This window comes from Candidatus Saccharibacteria bacterium oral taxon 488 (genome assembly GCA_013099015.1).
Taxonomy (GTDB): Bacteria; Patescibacteriota; Saccharimonadia; order Saccharimonadales; family Saccharimonadaceae; genus Nanosynbacter.
In genome coordinates this window covers 798,995-817,165 of the sequence record CP039998.1, presented here as the reverse complement: position 1 = coordinate 817,165, position 18,171 = coordinate 798,995, and the positions used below count along the sequence as shown (strand labels likewise).

The window sequence follows — 18,171 nt, the reverse complement described above, 5'->3', positions numbered from 1 at the left end:
TATTTAAGGAGGACGTATGAATAGAACCGACAACTCTATCACAGCTGCCCGCGCCATCATCCGCATTGGCGATGCTGCCAGGAGTGCCAATGATTATAGTTTGCTGGGCGCGCTGTATGAGATGGTGAAGCAACTGTCACAGCATGGCGTTAAGGACGATGACGTCGATATGGATTTGTTGCTGGAATATGTCGAGGCGGCAGATGGTTGCGACTACTGCCGAGCGGGCGACAGTAAGCCGAGTGTTGACGAATTAACAACAAAAATCAATCAGCAGCTAGCACGTCGCGGCCAGGTGCAGGTGGAGGCGAGCGATCGGTCAGTGTTGAAGTTTGAGCCAGTGGTCCATCTGGTGACAGCGGCGTATGCTAAAAACGAAGATGGCGTGACGTCGGGCTTATCGATAGCACTGGTTGTCAATCAGGACGGTTCGGTGAATCTGCCGCGCGACCATTTTCTGAATGCGGAGCTGCTCGATTATTTCGATGAAAATCACCCAGTCGATTGGCGTTCAGCTGAGCACGACTTGCCGTCAAAGCTGCATGGTTATCATTTGGTAGCAGGTTCGGTGGAAGTACAGGAGATTTTGCCGCGGGAGCTGGAGGTGATATCGTTCTAGGGTGATTTTTTGAATACTATGATAAATTAAGTAAAGAAATGATGACAGAAAATATTATGCCGGTATTCATAGCTATAGCAGGAGGTTTTCTTGTTGAAGCGTTTTTTCAGCTAGTAAAATACAAGGATTCTCTTAATAACAAGAACCCAATAATATACACATCGTCAGCAGTTAACTATCTGTCAGTTCGACAATTTGTTAGTTATGGACGCAGGAAGTGGCTTAGCTACTTCCTGTTTCGAACACTTCCAGTTGCTGTTATAGTTCTTCTGGTGGTATCTATAGAGCAGCGCTATTTTAGGGTGGGTGAGCCTTGTGTTTATGCGCTTATATCAACAATAACTTCACTAATTTTTAGAGATTCTCTGGGGGTATTTAAAAAGAAAAAGTTTATTAGCGAGAGATTAATTTATGTCGCCAATGTTTTATTCGTAATATGCACAGGGTCCTTTATAGGAGTCATAAGTAATATTGTCGATTTGTCAATTATTGCACCAAGCAGCATCAATAGCTTATTCGACAATTTATGGTCAAGTATGGTTGTAGCCATGCTGGTTCTTTTATATTTTCGCATAACTAACATGGGTAATAGTCATGATGTTGCGGAAAACGAAAATAACATAGCTTTTACCAATTATGTCGTCAGGTCATTTTATGATATTTATAATAATTATCATGAATCTATAGACCTGTATTGTAAAGATGAATCATGTAATAAGCTTCTATTGTATTGCATATTGGTATACGAGGATATGAATAGGCCACGAGTAATTCGGAAAATAGAAAATGCTATAGTTACATTTTTCAAGTGTGAGCTTACGGTTGGTATTGCGCAGGTCAAATCTAAAAAGCCACTTACGGATATTGAAAGCATCAAGATTGCCGCCGGGATATTAAGAGATACTCGTGATTGTGATATGTATGATACTACAGAGGTAAAGAGGGCTATTGGAGCTTATAATTCAGGAGAAACCTACTCCCAGACTGTAGTTGAGATTATGAATATTGTTCGTCAATACTTTAGCGTAGAAGATATAGAGAAATAATAACTAGATAACCAATGAAAATCTCCATTCTCCTCAAACCCAACTCCCGTCACCGCGAAGAGGTGGTGGTTGGTGATGATGGCGTGTTGACGATTTACACTAAGGCGCCAGCCATTGAAGGGCGGGCGAATCTGGCGGCGGTAAAATTACTGGCGAAGTATTTTAGCGTGGCGCCATCAAAGGTAAAATTAGTGCGTGGCGCAGCTTCTAAATACAAGGTTTTTGAGGTGGACGTTTTAAAACGGGATAGTTGAATATATAATTGTTTTATGGATGAGCTGCGTGATCAGATAAGAAGTGAGCTTGCTAAAGTTAGTGATGGTAACTTGTTTGAAGAGTGTGTTGGCATAGCGTTTACAAATACAATACCAGGATTTACTCCAGTGTCTGGTCCTGGAGATTTTGGTAGAGATGGAGAAATCCCGGCTAAAGAGGTAGGCTGTCCACTTGCTTGTACTATTCAAGAAAATCTAAAGGCAAATGTATTAAAAACGATACGAAGCTATAAGAAAAGTGGTGGGAAAAGTACTTTTATATATGTAGCGACAAATCGAAAAATTACCAACAGTCAGAAGCAGAAGCTACGAGAAGCAGTTCGTAAAGAAGGTTTTGAGGTGGTAACTATATACGATGAGGAGTTTTTTGTTAATTACTTATATGCTCACTCAGAACTGCGCATGAAGTTATTAGGAATTCAAGGACGACTACCTGCACTTTCTAACATTGCAGTAAAATCTAGAATTTCTTTTGATAATTTACCACTAGTAGGTCGTGATGAAGAAGAAAAAAAGATCAGAAGCATAAAAGGCGATCGCATGATATCTGGTCAACCAGGGAGTGGTAAAACATATCTTGCTCAAGAATTTGCTTCGAAACGTAAAGGATTGTTTGTTATTGACTACAATCTATCACGAATAACAGATGAGATTAGGCAGCAAACTCCATGCTATATATTATTGGATGATGCGCACGATCATCGGGATATTATAGAAGGGCTTATGTATATCAGAAGTAATTTAGGTTTTTCTTTTGATATTGTTGCTATAACTTGGTCTTCGGAAGAAGATTCGATACGAACTTTATTAGGAGTTAGTAGTACTAATATTATTCAATTACAACCGCTAACACGGAATGATATAGTCAAAATTATTGATCTACGTGGTTTAATTGATGAATCTGATAACGTAAAACGTGAAATAGTAGATCAGTCAAAAGGAAAGCCTGGACTTGCTGTTGCTCTGAGCGGCTTATATATTCAGGATGATTGGCGAAAAGTTCTTCGGGGAGATTCGCTCAAAAATATTGTTGTAAATGGATTTCAGAATAGACTAGGAAAAGAAACCGCAACTATATTAGCTTTTATCGCTCTTGGTGGAGATGGTGGTATTAGTATGTCTAATCTGTCCAATAGCTGTGGCATTGGCATTGTTCAAATCAAAAACATACTCAATGAACTTGCTTACGGTGGAATTATCAATGTGAATCGTGACAAAACCATTATTGTCGAACCCGAGTCTTTACGATATCCATTAGTGAGAGACGCTTTCTTTACCGACCTTATGCCTCTTGATTTTGAGGAATATATAGATAAGTATCTTGATAAGAGCGAGGTTTTATCGGTTGTTTTAGCGGTTGTCCTTCGTGGAGCATCTGTTGATGCAGATAGGATAAAGGTCTATTTGAATTCATCAATTGATAATAAGGCATGGGCATTATACGCCGCATTAGGTAGAACAGAAGCCGAATACGTAGCTGAGTGTAACCCAGACGCTATATTTAAACAATCTAACATTACACTATATTGGCAACCTGAGATAACCGTTGGAGTGTTACTAGATAGGGCACGAGATGATAAGCGAGCACTTCGGCTGCTGCGAGACTGGGTTAAATCTGGGAGACCTGGTTTTAATAATGAAGCTTTTACAAGAAGAAAACTCCTTATTGAAATACTTGAATATAAAGTAAAATACGGCTATGACGATCTCCTATCTATTGGTGAGGCACTATCAATTTCTATAACACCGCACTATGAAACCTGTGAGTCTGATCCTGGTATGGGTGATACGATGAAATTTATTCAGGGGCATATACATCCTGATGAAATGAAAGAAATAAACTCTTTGAGAGAGCTGATCGTCAGTATTTATAGTAAAACGAAAAGTGACGTTGTATTTGCCAAAGCACTTGCGGCAATTGATAGCTGGATATATACCAGACAAAAACTGTCAGAATCAACGAATAAGATAATGAAAGAAACTGCAAAGAATTTGCTTATGGATATCTACGAGGCTTCATGTGGGCATAATCTTGTGCAGCGGCGTATTCGGCAGATGGGTTTGAAACTAGGCATAGATTTACATGTAAAGATACCTGAATATTATAATATACTTTTTCCGTATAAAACTTATTCTAATCTAGAGGGTTCAGATTTCCAAGACCACATGAACGCGTTAAATAAATTAGCCAAGGGTTGGATAGAAGAATCTCCCGTGGACTGTGCGGAAAGACTAAAATCTTTATGTATTGAGGCGGATAACGCGAGTATAGCTTATACAAACAATTTATATTGGATTAGTCAAGTTTTGGCTAAGAATATTCCTGATGATAGGTTAATTGAGTGGGCTAAAGCCTTTATTAGCTATACGTCATTAGTGCAAATAGTCTGGAGTATAGTGGATAAGATTGCAGAAATTAAAACCAAAGGATATGAGGGGTTTCTAAGGCAAACATTACTAAATGATATTTATAGACCTGCTGTAGTATGTGCTGTTGTAGAGCGTCTTGATATTAGTGAAAATTTTGCATTATTTGAAGAAGTATCTCCTTATTTTAATACTTGCTCTGATCAACTAGCGACGGCATGTTTGCAAGGTTGTCTAACTACAGATGTTCAGGTCTATATTCTTGAACATGTCAATGAGAATGCAGCCGTGCATATATGTGATTACATTATGTATAAATTTAATAATCAAAAAGAAGAAATTCCTAAAAATCTAAAGTTACTAGTGGAGCAGGCGGTTGTTAGCTACTCAATGTGTGATTATGAAACCTCATCTGTAGTAGGCCATATTCTAAGTCGTAATATTCAACTAATCAAACCGTGGTTTTTAGAAAAAATTAATAGACTATCAGATGGTTATGCGAAATCTCATCACATAGAGAATGTAGCTGTAGACTGCGTAAAACATTTAGAATTGGGTGATAGGAAAGATTTTTTGGTAAAAATAGACAACTCATCGGGCAATATTAACTTGGTTAATGCTTTAGTTGGTAGTAGTATTGAATTATATGCAATACTACTTAAAAATGGAAATGCTAATAATTTTCATTTATCTCCTCTAAGCTATATGTCTGAGTGGTGGGTAAAGTTTGCATTACAAGCTTTAGCTGCAGGTTACTCTTGTCAAGAAATAAAGCATAATAGTTATCTAACATCTTCGAGCTGGTCTGGTAATGAATCTGATATGTTAAAAGCGCAAAAAACTAAATTAGAGAAAGACTTTGACAAAACTGATGATGAGAATATAAGAAGTATAATACAAGAATATATAAATGATTTAGATATAAGAATAGAAAAGGTAATGATAGAAGAGCGAGAGAAGGAAGTCAGAGGTCTTTTATAGGTCTTATATCACGGATACCCAGCTCCTGCCGCCATATTGCCGAGTAGTCCCTGTACCGTTACAAACGAATATCCTTGCTGCTTCAGTGCGTTGAGGATGCACGGTACGGCACCGACTGATGTTTGGTGAATGTCGTGCATCAGGATGATGGCTCCGGGGCGAGCGCCAGCGACGGCGCGCGAGCAGACGATGTCGCTGTTGCGATCAGCCCAGTCGCGAGTGTCGACCGACCACAAGATTGACGACATACCGCGCAGGCGAAGTTGCTCTAGGACAACGCCGTTAACTGCGCCATAAGGCGGGCGCATAACAGTTGGTTTAACTCCGGTGGCTTGTTTGATGGCGTCATTGGTACGGTCAATTTCGCCGGCAATTTGGTCAACCGGTAGCTTAGGCAGTTCCGGGTGCGACCACGAATGATTGCCTAGTTGATGGCCGCGCGCATGCATGCGCCGCAGTACATCAGCTTGCGCGGAAACTTTGCTGCCGATCAAGAAAAAGGTGGCCTTAGCGCTATGCTGGTCTAAAATATCTAGCAGCTGCGCGGTGTACGGTCCTGGCCCGTCGTCAAACGTCAAGGCTATCACTTTACCCCCAGAATTCGCGGCTGGCGGCGCGGCGGGCGCTGGCTTTGGTTTTGGCTCGGGCGGCTTGGGAATGTTAGCCAGCTTCCGGGCTGTCGGATTTTGCAGATATTTGGCAACGGCAGCAGTCGGCACTTTGATGGTCAATTCACCGTAGGCTGACGGCAAGAGCGACGCCTGTCCAATTGGCCAAGCCAAGGTGTTACCATCATCAGTGATGGTGAAGTTCGATAACGCCTCCTTGGTGATCATCTCATCAAGATTCGCTTCTGGTTGCTGGCGCTGCCTGATGGTTTGCGCGACGTCGTGCCGGGCAGCTGTCACGATTGCCTTGATGGCTTCCTCTGATTTTTCAGTCAAATTATCCAAGTCAATCACCTCACCAGACTTCTTGTCAAACGTCCAAAAATGCGTTAGTGACACCGGATGCGCGCCGTGCATGTCTTGTTTAATATTGACGATGATCGACAGGGCGACGGAATTATTATGCGTAACTTGATAACTGATCGTCTCTGTCATTGGTCGGTCGAATGTCGGAGCGTTAGTGGCGGTGTGGCGAAAATCGCCGTCAGCACGGTCGATTACTCGGGCGATGAGTTTGTTGATTTTGGAATTGCTGGTGATTGGGTATTCGATCGAGACTTTTTCGTGTTTGGTGTCGCGCGTTACGAACTTGGAGCGGATGCCAGCATAGCGTGAATCGGCGAAGTAATATTTTTCATCTTCCAGGACCGTCGGGCGCTGCGCTGGTGGTTGTTTGGAGTGGAAGTAGAACAATACACCTATCGCGGTTACCACCAGTAAAAGCAGTGTGGTGAATAAAATACTGCTCAGCCCGGGTCGGTTCGCAGGAGCTGTATTGGTTTTTGACCCGCGACTGGGCCGAGCTGATTGTCGTTTTGCCGATGATTTTTGAGGCTTACTTTGTATTTTTTTGGTGGGCATCAGTCCGCTCCGCCGGCTTTCAAAATTGCCTTCAGTCCATTTTCGCCGCCCATAAATCCACTGGCGACATAGTCATTGACTACCATGTATGGTAGACCACTCACGCCAAGCGAGAGGGCTTTCTTGGTATTATTCTCAATCTCGTTTTGGTGCGGTTTCTTAGTCATACAATCAGTAAATTTTGCCTCGTCCATACCGACATTTTTGGCAGAAGTCAGGAAATATGCCAATGGCAGAGGCGGAATTTTTTGCGGTGTGGCGACGTTCTTTACGCCAATTCCCTTATCAAAATAATCACGTTTGATGCGCGGCACGATGTCGTGGGTATATTGCCAATATTTGTCTTGGTCGGCGGCACAGAACGCAGCGTGGGCGCCAGATTCGGTGTTGTTAGTGACCTCCTTGAGCAGCGTGACTACGCGGTGTTCATAACGAACTTTGCCTGATTTGATATAGTCATTCTTGAAAAAATTGGTGTTGGTGGCCGCTTCGACTTCGGCGCAAAACGAACAAAAATAATCAGTGTAATCGACGAACACGTGCTTGGCGCTCGCGGAGCCTTGCGACATTTTTTCATTCCACGGCTTGCCGTCACCAATGTGGCGATTTGGTGGGCGATTGACAATACCATAAATAAATAGTGCTACAATTCCCGTAATCATAATCCCCAGGATGACCCAAATAAGTGCTATGCCGGCTGTTTTTTGTCGATTCATAATTCCTCCTGTTTTGCTAATTCGGTATGCATAAAGGCGATTTGTCCAGATTTGTAGAGTGAAAAGAGGCTCAGAAGTAGCGCTAAGATCAGAACGAGAGTGCTGGCGACAGTGGCGGCAGTGGCTGCGGCGGCGCCTGAGAAGAATACGGCAACGAGCGGCAGGATGAGTGACGTGCCGCAGGGAACGCAGCCCAAACCGATAGCGGCAGCCACGGAGGCCAAGCCACTAAGCCCGACCTGTCTAGTGACCGACTGTTCACTACGCTTATTTTTCTTGGCAGTGAAAATGACGACGGTAATCGACAGACCCTGGAGGATTGACACCATGAGCAATAGTGCACCGTTTGGCGAGGTGAAACCTTGTTTGAATATGTCAATAAACATGGTTCCCAAAAGGGCAACCTTATCCAGTATTGGCAGCCGCGACATCATCAGCGGGCCGTAAAAATTAGCGTTGATGGCAAAGAAAATAATGAGCGCAAAAAGCAACGATAAAACAACTGCTAGTAGTAAGTATTGTGGCAAGCTGAGAATTTTGCCAATTCCCAACAGAGCTGACTTAACCGATCGCTGTTTACGGTATACCCGGCAAAATTGTGTCATGAACCTATTATACGCCAAAATTGAATAATAGTCTGTATTCTGGCGAGGTGGGCTACTGGTCGTGGCGGTTTGGTGGGGTGAGCTATCTGTGATGGGGCGGGTGCCGTGTCAATAGAGTGAATGGACGTTGTAATAGCAACTATACACCGAGTATATAAAACTCTTACAATAACTAAACACTGGGTGTATAGTAAGAGTATGAGCGTTCAATATACACTGTTAGGTTTTTTAGCGGAAGAGTCAAATTACGGCTATGAGTTGAAGAAAAAATATGACGGCTATTTTGGCAAAGATAAGCCAATTTTAACTGGTCAGATATATTCAACTTTGGCGCGGCTCAAACGCGATAACAAGGTCAAAGAGATTGCCGATACCAGCGAATCGGGCGGGCCGGATCGGGTTCGGTATGAAATTACCGATGAAGGCAAGCAGGATTTACAAGCATGGTTGGAATCACCAGAGGCGCCGTCACCACAGCTGCAAGCGACGATGTATATCAAAGCGGTGCTGGCCATTCTGAAGGACGGTGACGCGTCACCGTATCTGGATAACCAACGGCAGGCGCATATTCAGCGGATGCGCGAGCTGACAGCGCAGCGGCGCGATAGTAGCTTGTCGGACATGCTGCTGATCGACCATGCTTTGTATCATTTGGAGGCGGATTTGCGCTGGATTGAATTAACTATTTCGCGTTTAACGCGGCTAAAGGAGGAAATTTTGCATGAGCAAACCAATAATTAGCGCTAAAAATATTAAGAAGTCGTTCGGGCAAACGCACGCGCTGCGCGGCGTCAGCTTGGATGTCGAGGCGGGCGAGGTGCTAGCGATTATGGGTCCGTCAGGTTCTGGCAAGTCGACGCTGCTGCATAGCTTGGCGGCGATTACTAAGGTTGATAGCGGCGAGATTGATTTCGACGGACGGCGGATCGACAAACTGAGCGATGATCAGCGCAGTATTTTACGGCGCACCAGCTTTGGCTTTGTCTTTCAGTTTGGACAGTTGGTGCCAGAGCTGACAGCGCTGGATAATGTGGCGCTGCCGCTGCTACTGAACGGCGTCAAGCGTAAAGAGGCCTATCAACGGGCGAGAACATGGCTTAACAATGTTGAGCTGAGTGACAAGGCCGACAGTATGCTCGGTGAATTGTCAGGCGGACAAATGCAGCGGGTAGCGATTGCCCGGGCCATGGTGATTGAGCCAAAAGTACTATTTGCCGACGAGCCGACAGGTTCGCTGGACAGCCTGAACTCAGAAAAGGTCATGGAATTGTTCATCAAAACTGCCAAAGAGCACGGCACAACAGTCATCATGGTGACGCACGAGCCGACGATTGCTGCTTATGCTGACCGGGAAATTATCGTGCGCGATGGGCAGATTTCTGGTGTTGATATAGCGGTAAATACATCAAGCAAGCCCGGTAAAACCAATGCGGGGGCTGTCAAATGAGTGTCAGTTGGATGTTATTAAAAAAGTCTGGTCGCCAATCATTCGCGCGTCTGGGCTTGACTACGGTGGCGGTGGCACTGGGGATCGTACTGGTGTGCTACTTTACGGCTGGTGTCAACGGTCTAATGGGGCGTGCTAGTGGACTAGCAATTAATACGGCGGCGTATCAGGCGAGCCGTGGCGCACCTTCGCAAAAACCGATTGATGGCGTTGAACCACTGAAAGTTGGCGGTACCCGGCGCGGTGATGCGTCGAAGTGGCGCGGTCAGTACATCCAGTCTTATTCAATGTATAGTACGGCTAAATCGCCGCAGTTTGCTAAGCTGAAAACGCCGCGTCCTGGCGAATATTACTTATCAAAAGCGTTGGCTGATGCGGTCGCTAAACACCCAGAGGATAATATCTTGGCGCGTTTTGGTAAAAATACCAAATACCTCGGCGTAATTCCTAGCGAATATGTTGCCAGCCCGGATGCATTGATGATGGTACGTGGCGCGAGCGCCGAGGAAGTGGCCGAGAGCGATGCTTTTACCAAATCTCAGGGACAGCCATCATACTTTGCTGATGTTTATCGGACGGACGCTAACGGATTAAAATCGGATGCTAAAATAGACCCAGTTGCTGTCATTGTATTTGGCGTCGGCGGGACGATTCTGCTGTTTCCAATTGTCATTTTCGTGTCAGTAGCGACACAGCTGGGCGCCGCACAGCGCGAGAAACGCTATGCTGCTTTGCGGCTGATCGGCGCGACTAAACGGCAAGTATCGCGAATATTGATCCTAGAGTCGCTGTTGGCGTCGGTGGTTGGCGTGATCATCGGGCTGGGCGCGTTCTGGCTGATACAAGCGCCGCTGCAGGATTTCAAGATGGACGGCATGCGGTTTAATCCTAGTGATCTGGCGTTAACTGGCACGCAATACGCGCTGATTATCGGTTTGACGCTGGGGCTAACGATGTTTGTCAACTGGCGGCGGATGCGCCGGGCGCAGATTTCGCCGCTGGGCGTGTCGCGTTCGGTTGAAAAGGTAAAGAAATTGCGCGCTTGGCGGGCGCTGGTGCCGGCACTTGGTATCGCGTTCTTTGCTTGGCTGTCGTCGAAGCCAGGGCGGGATTGGCTGGCGGCTAATAAAGAATCAGCTCTGCCGTCGGTACTATTGATGGCGGCGCTGCTGCTGGTGATGTTCGGCTTGATTCTGGCTGGCGGCTGGCTGACTAATAAGCTGTCGCTGCTGGCAGCGCGCTGGGCTAATAACGCTTCAATGCTGATTGCCGGTAAGCGTACGGCGGTGCACTCGCGAACAATTTTTCGCAGCGTCAGCGGCGTGGTATTGGCGCTATTTGCGGGCAGCTTTTATCTGACGGCGACCAGCGGTATTGAAGGCTTAAACGCTCAAGCTATCAAGGATAACGGCTTTTCGCAATTAAAGCGCGGCACGGCAGTTGTTATCGGTCAGTCGTTACCGGGTGATATGACAGAGCAGCTCAAACAGAAAACTTACATCACGTCGGTGGCGATGATCTATCCGCGTGAGGACGGTGACGCGATTCGCTGCCAGGATTTGGCGACGTACACTGAACACACTTGCCCGAATAATGCCCGACCAGACCAATTTGCGCTGTTGAATTTTGATAAGCCGGTGGTCAAAAATGTGTCGCTAATTAACGATAAGGTTGATACGAACGGCGCTAAAGAATATTTGGTGACATTGAAATCAGACAATGATATCGAGAAGTTGCGAACCTTGGTGACGGCGAAAGCCAATCAGTACGATTTAACCTATGCAGTGAGCGGTACTGATGCCAAGAAGCCGCATATCAATCCAACGATTCGCGAGTTTGCCGACTTAGCCTATGTCGGTATCGGCGTGACGCTGTTCGTGGCGGTGGCGAGCTTGATCGTCTCGACGATTGGCGGGCTGATGGAACGCCGTCGCTCGCTGTATACGTTGCGGCTGGGCGGTATGCGCCTCGCTCAATTGAAGCGCTTGGTGATGGTTGAATCGGTGGCGCCGCTGCTGACCACCTCGATTCTGTCATGCGGTTTTGGCGTGTGGACGGGAGCAGTATTTACCAGCACATTCTCGACGACGCTGAAGCCAGTGCTGACGCCAATGTACTTTGCCATCGTTGGTATCGGCCTGGCGGCGGCTATCATTGGTATTTACTTGATCCTGCCGATGGTCGACAAGCTAACGCGGGCGGAAGCTAATCAAACCGAGTAGTTTTCTCGCGGAGGTAATCTAACGAAAAGCGTTCCAGTTGGCGGCTGGGACGCTTTTTCTTGCGCTGCATTGAACGAGACTTCCGGACGTTTGCAGTCAAATGCGGCCGTACGACGATGGGAGGATGTTAATCAGGGAAATAGGTGAAAATTAATTATTGTTTTTGGAACTTCACGCGGTCGTTAATTATATTCACTTTTACTGCCATGCCGTCATGAATTCGCCCGTCGATTAACTCCAGCGCTAATGGATCAAGCACTCGCTTTTGCACTAAGCGCTTGAGCGGACGGGCGCCAAAGGCCGGGTTATAGCCGTCGCGGGCCAACATGTCGCGGATACTATCGTCAAACTCTAGCATGATGTCGCGGCTGTCTTTAACTTGGCGGGCGACGCGTTTCAGCTGGACATCGACAATTGCTCGCATCGCCTCTGGTCGAATGCGGTCGAAAATGACGATATCATCGATGCGGTTGAGGAATTCTGGGCGGAAGTGCTGCCTGAGCACCTCAAGCATTTGATTATCGAGTGCCGACAAATCGTCGCCAGAAAAATCCATGATTGTCTGCGAGCCGACATTGCTGGTCATGATGATGACCGTGTTAGAAAAATCGACTGTTCGCCCCTGGCCATCAGTCAAGCGGCCGTCGTCGAGCACTTGCAAGAGTACGTTAAAGACGTCGGGGTGGGCCTTCTCGATTTCGTCAAACAGCACCACGCTGTAGGGGCGGCGGCGCACTGCTTCGGTGAGTTGGCCGCCTTGGTCGTAGCCCACGTAGCCTGGCGGCGAGCCAATCAGCCGAGCCACGGCGTGCCGCTCCATGTATTCGCTCATATCGATGCGGATCATGGCGTGTTCGTCGTCAAATAATTCGCGGCACAGGCTACGGGCAACTTCTGTTTTGCCCACGCCTGTGGGGCCGAGGAAGAGGAAGGAACCGATTGGCCGGTTGGTATCACTGAGGCCAGCGCGCGAGCGGCGGATGGCACTGGCGACTGCGGCGATGGCTTTGTCTTGACCAATTACTTGGGTGCTAATATGTTCCTCTAATTTGGCTAGTTTGCTGGATTCGGTCTCAATCAGTCGCTCCACCGGGATGCCCGTCCAGCGTGCCACTACGCTGGCGATGTCATCAGGAGTAACTTCTTCGCGCAGCAAGCGGTCAGCCGGCGGGATAGCCGCCAGTTCCTGGCGAGCGGCGACAAGCTTTTTCTCCAGCTCTGGCAAATCGCCGTATTTGATGCGGCTGGCGGTGGCTAGATCGGCGTCGCGCTCGGCGATTTCCAGTTGCGAGCGCAGACTATCCATTTTTTCAGTAGCGGTATTGACGGTCTGGAGGATATCTTTTTCGTGCTGCCATTTATTGTCAATCACTTCGGCTTGAGCCCGAAGGTCAGCGATTTGCTGCTTGATTTCCTCTGTGCGGGCCTTGGCGTGGTCGGATTTGTCTTTTTTCAGCGCGGCTTCTTCAATTTCCAGCTGCAAGCGGCGGTTATTCAGCCGGTCCAGCGCAATCGGCACGCTCTCCAGCTGCATCTTCAGAGCGCTGGTTGCTTCATCCAGCAAATCCACTGCCTTATCAGGTAAAAAGCGATCAGGCAGATAGCGGGTGGACAGCCGCGCCGCCGCCACGATGGCATCGTCAGAAATTTTGACGCCGTGATGGACTTCATACTTTTCCTTCAAACCGCGCAAAATCGCCACGGTATCGTCAAAACTCGGCTCGCCGACGTACACTGGCTGAAAGCGCCGTTCCAGGGCTGCGTCTTTTTCGACATGCTGGCGATATTCCGCCAAGGTTGTCGCACCGATCATGTGTAGTTTGCCGCGGGCCAGGGCGGGTTTGAGCATATTGCTGGCGTCCATGCTGCCTTCGGTTTTTCCGGCACCGACCATGGTGTGAATTTCATCAACGAACAAAATAATTTCGCCGGCGGCTTCTTCAACTTCTTTCAAAATTGCTTTGAGGCGTTCTTCAAACTGGCCGCGAAAGCTCGCTCCCGCCAATAAACTAGAAATTTCCAAAGAGATCAGCCGCTTGTCCTTTAGTGACGCTGGCACGTCGCCCTTGACGATGCGCTGCGCCAGAGCCTCGACGATGGCGGTTTTACCGACACCCGGCTCGCCGATGAGCACGGGGTTGTTCTTGGTGCGCCGGCTGAGAATTTGCATAGTGCGGCGAATTTCCTCATCGCGCCCGATGACCGGGTCGAGTTTATGTTCCCTAGCGAGCGCTGTGATATCGGTGCCGAATTTCTCCAGCGGCTGCTCAAGCTCTTCTTGCATATTTGGTGGCATAGGTCCTCCTTTGATTCTTTGGGCTTTTCCAAGTCCGTATTTATGATACGCCGCGGCAAGAGACAGAGCGGGGATAATTGATATGATTATCATAGCAAATTAGCACTCTCAGCGCAAGAGTGCTAACTTAGTTTACTGATTGATGGACCTGTCCTATACTGTCGGTATGAGTCGTTATATTTTGATGTCGATTCAAACCCGCTATGCCGAGAAAATTTTTCGTGGTGAGAAGCGGTGGGAGTTTCGTAAATCCTTGCCGCGCCACAGCAAAGACGATGAGCTAACCGTAGTCGTTTACTCGTCAGGGGGCGACCGAGCGGTTATTGGCGAATTTCGGGTTGGACGTGTCATGCGCTGTCCATTGGATGAGTTGATGCGGCTTACTGGGTATGATGCAGATGAGCAAGCCGTGCAGTGGTTTTCGCGCTATTATGCGGGGCGGAAACAGTGTGGCGCGTTAGAGATACTGGCGCCGGTGCGCTACAACCAGCCAATTTCTCTGGCGCGGTTGCGTCAATCTATGCCAGCATTTCGCCCGCCGCAAAACTTTAGGTATATTTGGCCGGGTAGTGAGCTGGCGGCGCTACTTAATGGCATTAGTGTGATGCGCCCAGATACTCCTCCCAAACCCTTAAAATACCGTCGCTAAACTCTGGCAAGATTTGCTCCTCATCAACCAATTCTCTGATAAACTCGTAATATGTTCGCTCTTTACTACGGATGTCGCTGGAAAAGAACAATCCTACGATCTCATCGTTATGCTGCTTGTCTAGTTCCTTATATATATTTTCAGCCGGGCGACCTGCACTTCGCGCTTGGGCTAATTGCTCGATAAATCCGTGATAACACTTGTACGCCGACCAATACTCCTGGCGATGCCGATGTTTGACATAACGCAGCGAACCTATCAAAATATCCAGATATTCATGCTGCCGGGGCGATTCTGTCCATGTTTTGACGGACTTTTTATCTGGTTGTTTGGCGTGGTTATTGTTGAACAGCAAGGCTGAGTTCGGGAATAATTTGGTTTGATTAGGCAAGGAAAAACCAATGTCAAGTTTATGAAACAAGCTCATACCGCTCAGGAAAAACGATCGGGCGATTTCATGATTGTTCTGAGAAATAGTGTACGTCGCAATAATACCAAACTGACCTTCGAGGGTTTTGCGCGTGTAGTCCTCGGCGCCAGTCGGAAAGCTGGTGATGGCTGTCATATCGATGTCGGAAAATTCATCGTCATCCAGTGTTGCCCGCGAGCCGAACATATACAATTTGTCGATATATGGATTGGCAGTCAGCGCTGTAAGTAGCTTTGGTGGTATGGGAATATTACACATCTGCTATAATAGTACTATTCCATGAATCATAGCAAAAGGGGTACTTCATGAACATTCTCGTTACTGGCGGTGCTGGGTATATCGGCAGCCACACTATCATCGAACTATTGGCGTCGGGTCACGGCGTGGTGGTGGTTGATAATTTATCAAATTCATCTGCCGAGAGTTTGCGGCGGGTTGAGGAGATTACCGGCCAGTCGGTGCCGTTTTATGAGTTTGACCTATGTGATCGGACACGGCTGGCGGAGTTGTTTAGGTCTGAGGCAATTGACGCAGCGATTCATTTTGCGGGCCTGAAGGCTGTCGGCGAGTCGGTGGAAAAGGCGCTGCTCTATTATCAGAATAATTTGGAAAGCACATTGACGTTGCTGGATGTCATGCAGGGATTTGACGTGAAAAAGCTGGTCTTTTCCAGCTCGGCAACGGTGTATGGCGACCCGGCGCAGCTGCCGATTACCGAGGATATGCCGCTGTTGGCTACTAATCCGTACGGGCAAACCAAGCTGATGATTGAACAAATTCTACGCGATGTGGCGGCGACCAAGCAGGGCTGGCAATTCACTTCACTGCGTTATTTCAATCCCGTCGGCGCCCATCCGAGCGGCCGTATCGGCGAAGATCCGTCGGGCATTCCGAATAATTTGCTGCCGTTCGTATCGCAAGTGGCGGTCGGCAAGCGCGATCACTTAAGCGTGTTTGGCGACGATTATGACACGCCGGACGGCACGGGTGTGCGCGATTATATTCACGTGGTTGATTTGGCGCGGGCGCATGTGGCGGCGTTGGAACATTTGGGTGATCCGGATGAATATAAAGTGTATAACATCGGCACTGGCCGCGGCACGTCGGTGTTGGAATTGGTGAAAGCGTTTGAAACATCGTCTGGTAAGGAAGTCCCATACCAAATCACGCCGCGCCGGCCGGGCGACATTGCCGCATGTTATGCTGACCCGGGATTGGCAGAGACAGAGCTGGGCTGGCGAGCGGAATTAACGATTGAGGACGCCTGCCGCGACGCCTGGAATTGGCAGAGCAATAATCCGAACGGTTATGAGACGTGATTCCCTTGACATACTTATTCAATCCGGCGGGGCGACTCGTCGGATTTTATATGGGCGAGACGTTTATTTATGAACTGCTCAAGATTCGCCGCTCGTAGTAAGTTGAGCGTTTGGCGAGCTCAGCATTGAGCTGGTCAATGCCGCCAAATTGTTCGACCAGTGTCTGGCGATTTGAGAACAAATTAGTACCCAGCCCCATACGGTCACCATCTACTGTCACGCCCAGTGCCGCCAGGGTCGACGGATACATGTCAAAGGCAGCGAATTGGCGGTTGGTGGTGTGAGTTGGCCGAACGGCGGGGTTGATGAAGGCGTTATAGACAGTTCGTTGGTAGGGAGCACCGGCAATCTTTTCTTCATAATATGGCGTCTGCATGCCGAGGTGGTCGCCGCTGATGATGATGGTAGTGTTAGCGTAAAATGGCTGTTGCTTGGCCCACTCGACGAAGGACGCGATTTGTTTGGAGGCGCAGGAATGAACATTGTCGTATTTCGCTTCAAATTGCTCCTTGCAAACGTCTTTATCCATCCAGCCATCGGTGAAGTGCGTGTCAACGGTCAGCATTTGCAGGTTGAATGGCTTGTCCGATTTGCTGAGGCGAGTGGCTTCATCGCGGGCAAATTGGAAAAGCTTTTTGTCTTCGTAGCCCCACCACACCTCGTAGTTTTGTGGGATTAAACCATGCTTTCGGGCATAGGTGAGGTCAATGATGTGGTAATCGCCGTGTTGCTCCAGTAGTTTATCGCGCCCGCCGAAGGCTTTGTTTGAGCCCATGAGGAATGATTGGTTGTAGCCGGCTTTTTCAAGCACTTGCCCAAGGGTATAAGCGCCCGGCAAGAATTTATTAAAATCACCCATGCCATTACGGTCGCGGTCACCGAACACACCGCCGTCTTTGAGTGGCACACCGGCGGATTGAGCGGTCATGCCTGCCACCGTCCAAGTGGTACCATGTGCAGGTAGGGCGCCGCCGAGGCCTGAGGCTCGGTGTGAAAAGGAGGTATTAGTTAGTGCCAATTTCTCCAGCTCTGGAATGACTGATTTGTCGCTCATGCCGCCGTTGGCTTTGGAGGCCGGTGTATTTTCCAGCGACTCGACGTAGATATAAATTAAGTTGCGTTTGGTGCTAGGAAACGTCAATTTGACGCCGCGCGGATCGACATAATGCTGATCATAGATCTTTGACGACTGGGCGAGGGCGATGACGTAGGCGGGGATGCTAAAACTTTGAACCAACAGTGCTAGGCTGATCATGAATAGGCCGCCTGCGTAATAGGCTTGGTGACGCAAGCGGAGCGGTCGTTTTTTCCAACGTAGTTTGAGAATGATTGGTAGTAGTAAAATGATGAGCAGCCCAATGACGTAGGGGATATTTTCCCAGACGGCTGAGGTAAAGCTGCTAGACTGCCCACCCGCCAGGCCGTTCTTGAAATAAAATAAAATCTCGTCAATCTTGGCGTCACGAAATTGCACAATTTTATAGCGGCTAGCGACAAAGAAAACGGCGCTACATAGTAATAGCAAGACGATAGCCACGCGAATGATAATGCGGTTGTTGGCGCCGCGGCCAGACGGAGAGGTGCTCATAATAATATTATACAACTTTTGGCTGGGTACGTGGGCTGGTTTGGGGGCTTATCATTTCTTCTCAAAGCGCGTATACTAAATA

15 protein-coding genes are annotated in these 18,171 nt (G+C 47.8%); 9 read left to right on the top strand and 6 right to left on the bottom strand.

What is annotated here, in order from left to right:
- Positions 1-16: 16 nt before the first annotated feature.
- From FBF29_04350 to FBF29_04335, 4 genes are read left to right on the top strand one after another with little or no spacing between them, the layout of a single operon-like run.
- Positions 17-619 carry a hypothetical protein gene (locus FBF29_04350; GenBank protein QJU07891.1) on the top strand — a complete coding sequence of 201 codons (603 nt, stop codon included), beginning with the start codon at positions 17-19 and terminating at the stop codon, positions 617-619.
- Positions 620-657: 38 nt separating this feature from the next.
- Positions 658-1,665, top strand: a complete 1,008-nt coding sequence (locus FBF29_04345; protein QJU07890.1) for a hypothetical protein — start codon at positions 658-660, stop codon at positions 1,663-1,665.
- Positions 1,666-1,679: 14 nt separating this feature from the next.
- On the top strand, positions 1,680-1,919 hold the full coding sequence (locus FBF29_04340; GenBank protein ID QJU07889.1) for a DUF167 domain-containing protein: 240 nt from the start codon (positions 1,680-1,682) through the stop codon (positions 1,917-1,919).
- A 15-nt stretch (positions 1,920-1,934) separates the two neighbouring features.
- Positions 1,935-5,288 (top strand): ATP-binding protein, encoded by a 3,354-nt coding sequence (locus tag FBF29_04335; protein QJU07888.1) that lies wholly within the window; start codon positions 1,935-1,937, stop codon positions 5,286-5,288.
- Positions 5,289-5,296: 8 nt separating this feature from the next.
- On the opposite strand, the gene FBF29_04330 is transcribed toward FBF29_04335, so the two are convergent.
- Genes FBF29_04330 through FBF29_04320 form a run of 3 tightly spaced genes read right to left on the bottom strand, consistent with a single transcriptional unit; the run spans position 5,297 to position 8,138 of the window.
- Positions 5,297-6,817, bottom strand: coding sequence for a hypothetical protein (locus FBF29_04330; protein QJU07887.1), 1,521 nt, complete (start codon positions 6,815-6,817; stop codon positions 5,297-5,299).
- A complete protein-coding gene (locus FBF29_04325; protein ID QJU07886.1) occupies positions 6,817-7,533 on the bottom strand; it encodes a hypothetical protein in 717 nt (238 codons plus the stop codon). The genes FBF29_04330 and FBF29_04325 overlap by 1 nt, the downstream gene beginning before the upstream one ends.
- The gene (locus FBF29_04320; protein ID QJU07885.1) at positions 7,530-8,138 is read right to left on the bottom strand and encodes a hypothetical protein; all 609 of its coding nucleotides are present in this window, start codon (positions 8,136-8,138) and stop codon (positions 7,530-7,532) included. Before FBF29_04320 ends, FBF29_04325 begins: the two co-directional genes overlap by 4 nt.
- A 198-nt stretch (positions 8,139-8,336) precedes the next feature.
- Here FBF29_04320 and FBF29_04315 point away from each other — a divergent pair, with 198 nt between their 5' ends.
- The 3 genes from FBF29_04315 to FBF29_04305 are packed head-to-tail and all read left to right on the top strand — an operon-like array spanning position 8,337 to position 11,807.
- The gene (locus FBF29_04315) at positions 8,337-8,879 is read left to right on the top strand and encodes a PadR family transcriptional regulator (GenBank protein QJU07884.1); all 543 of its coding nucleotides are present in this window, start codon (positions 8,337-8,339) and stop codon (positions 8,877-8,879) included.
- Entirely contained in the window at positions 8,860-9,585 is a 726-nt protein-coding gene (locus tag FBF29_04310) for an ABC transporter ATP-binding protein (GenBank protein QJU07883.1), read from the top strand. The genes FBF29_04315 and FBF29_04310 overlap by 20 nt, the downstream gene beginning before the upstream one ends.
- On the top strand, positions 9,582-11,807 hold the full coding sequence (locus FBF29_04305; GenBank protein QJU07882.1) for an ABC transporter permease: 2,226 nt from the start codon (positions 9,582-9,584) through the stop codon (positions 11,805-11,807). The genes FBF29_04310 and FBF29_04305 overlap by 4 nt, the downstream gene beginning before the upstream one ends.
- Before the next feature lie 154 nt (positions 11,808-11,961).
- Here FBF29_04305 and FBF29_04300 read toward each other — a convergent pair whose 3' ends face one another.
- Entirely contained in the window at positions 11,962-14,196 is a 2,235-nt protein-coding gene (locus tag FBF29_04300) for an AAA family ATPase (GenBank protein QJU07881.1), read from the bottom strand.
- Between the two features lie 49 nt (positions 14,197-14,245).
- Here FBF29_04300 and FBF29_04295 point away from each other — a divergent pair, with 49 nt between their 5' ends.
- Positions 14,246-14,752, top strand: coding sequence for an ASCH domain-containing protein (locus FBF29_04295; GenBank protein QJU07880.1), 507 nt, complete (start codon positions 14,246-14,248; stop codon positions 14,750-14,752).
- Here FBF29_04295 and FBF29_04290 read toward each other — a convergent pair.
- Entirely contained in the window at positions 14,700-15,440 is a 741-nt protein-coding gene (locus FBF29_04290; GenBank protein ID QJU07879.1) for a hypothetical protein, read from the bottom strand. The two genes, FBF29_04295 and FBF29_04290, sit on opposite strands and share 53 nt — an antisense overlap.
- Before the next feature lie 47 nt (positions 15,441-15,487).
- Here FBF29_04290 and galE point away from each other — a divergent pair, with 47 nt between their 5' ends.
- Positions 15,488-16,501, top strand: a complete 1,014-nt coding sequence (gene galE / locus FBF29_04285; protein QJU07878.1) for a UDP-glucose 4-epimerase GalE — start codon at positions 15,488-15,490, stop codon at positions 16,499-16,501.
- A 67-nt stretch (positions 16,502-16,568) separates the two neighbouring features.
- On the opposite strand, the gene FBF29_04280 is transcribed toward galE, so the two are convergent.
- A complete protein-coding gene (locus FBF29_04280; GenBank protein ID QJU07877.1) occupies positions 16,569-18,089 on the bottom strand; it encodes an LTA synthase family protein in 1,521 nt (506 codons plus the stop codon).
- Positions 18,090-18,171: the final 82 nt, after the last annotated feature.

What these genes read in the sequence shown, in the direction of transcription:
- FBF29_04340 (QJU07889.1), top strand. Translation starts at nt 1,680, where the DNA reads ATGAAAATCTCCATTCTCCTCAAACCCAACTCCCGTCACCGCGAAGAG.
- FBF29_04305 (QJU07882.1), top strand. Translation starts at nt 9,582, where the DNA reads ATGAGTGTCAGTTGGATGTTATTAAAAAAGTCTGGTCGCCAATCATTC.
- FBF29_04295 (QJU07880.1), top strand. Translation starts at nt 14,246, where the DNA reads ATGGACCTGTCCTATACTGTCGGTATGAGTCGTTATATTTTGATGTCG.
- FBF29_04310 (QJU07883.1), top strand. Translation starts at nt 8,860, where the DNA reads ATGAGCAAACCAATAATTAGCGCTAAAAATATTAAGAAGTCGTTCGGG.
- FBF29_04290 (QJU07879.1), bottom strand. Translation starts at nt 15,440, where the DNA reads ATGTGTAATATTCCCATACCACCAAAGCTACTTACAGCGCTGACTGCC.
- FBF29_04320 (QJU07885.1), bottom strand. Translation starts at nt 8,138, where the DNA reads ATGACACAATTTTGCCGGGTATACCGTAAACAGCGATCGGTTAAGTCA.
- FBF29_04300 (QJU07881.1), bottom strand. Translation starts at nt 14,196, where the DNA reads ATGATAATCATATCAATTATCCCCGCTCTGTCTCTTGCCGCGGCGTAT.
- galE (QJU07878.1), top strand. Translation starts at nt 15,488, where the DNA reads ATGAACATTCTCGTTACTGGCGGTGCTGGGTATATCGGCAGCCACACT.
- FBF29_04280 (QJU07877.1), bottom strand. Translation starts at nt 18,089, where the DNA reads ATGAGCACCTCTCCGTCTGGCCGCGGCGCCAACAACCGCATTATCATT.
- FBF29_04325 (QJU07886.1), bottom strand. Translation starts at nt 7,533, where the DNA reads ATGAATCGACAAAAAACAGCCGGCATAGCACTTATTTGGGTCATCCTG.
- FBF29_04330 (QJU07887.1), bottom strand. Translation starts at nt 6,817, where the DNA reads ATGCCCACCAAAAAAATACAAAGTAAGCCTCAAAAATCATCGGCAAAA.
- FBF29_04350 (QJU07891.1), top strand. Translation starts at nt 17, where the DNA reads ATGAATAGAACCGACAACTCTATCACAGCTGCCCGCGCCATCATCCGC.
- FBF29_04345 (QJU07890.1), top strand. Translation starts at nt 658, where the DNA reads ATGATGACAGAAAATATTATGCCGGTATTCATAGCTATAGCAGGAGGT.
- FBF29_04315 (QJU07884.1), top strand. Translation starts at nt 8,337, where the DNA reads ATGAGCGTTCAATATACACTGTTAGGTTTTTTAGCGGAAGAGTCAAAT.
- FBF29_04335 (QJU07888.1), top strand. Translation starts at nt 1,935, where the DNA reads ATGGATGAGCTGCGTGATCAGATAAGAAGTGAGCTTGCTAAAGTTAGT.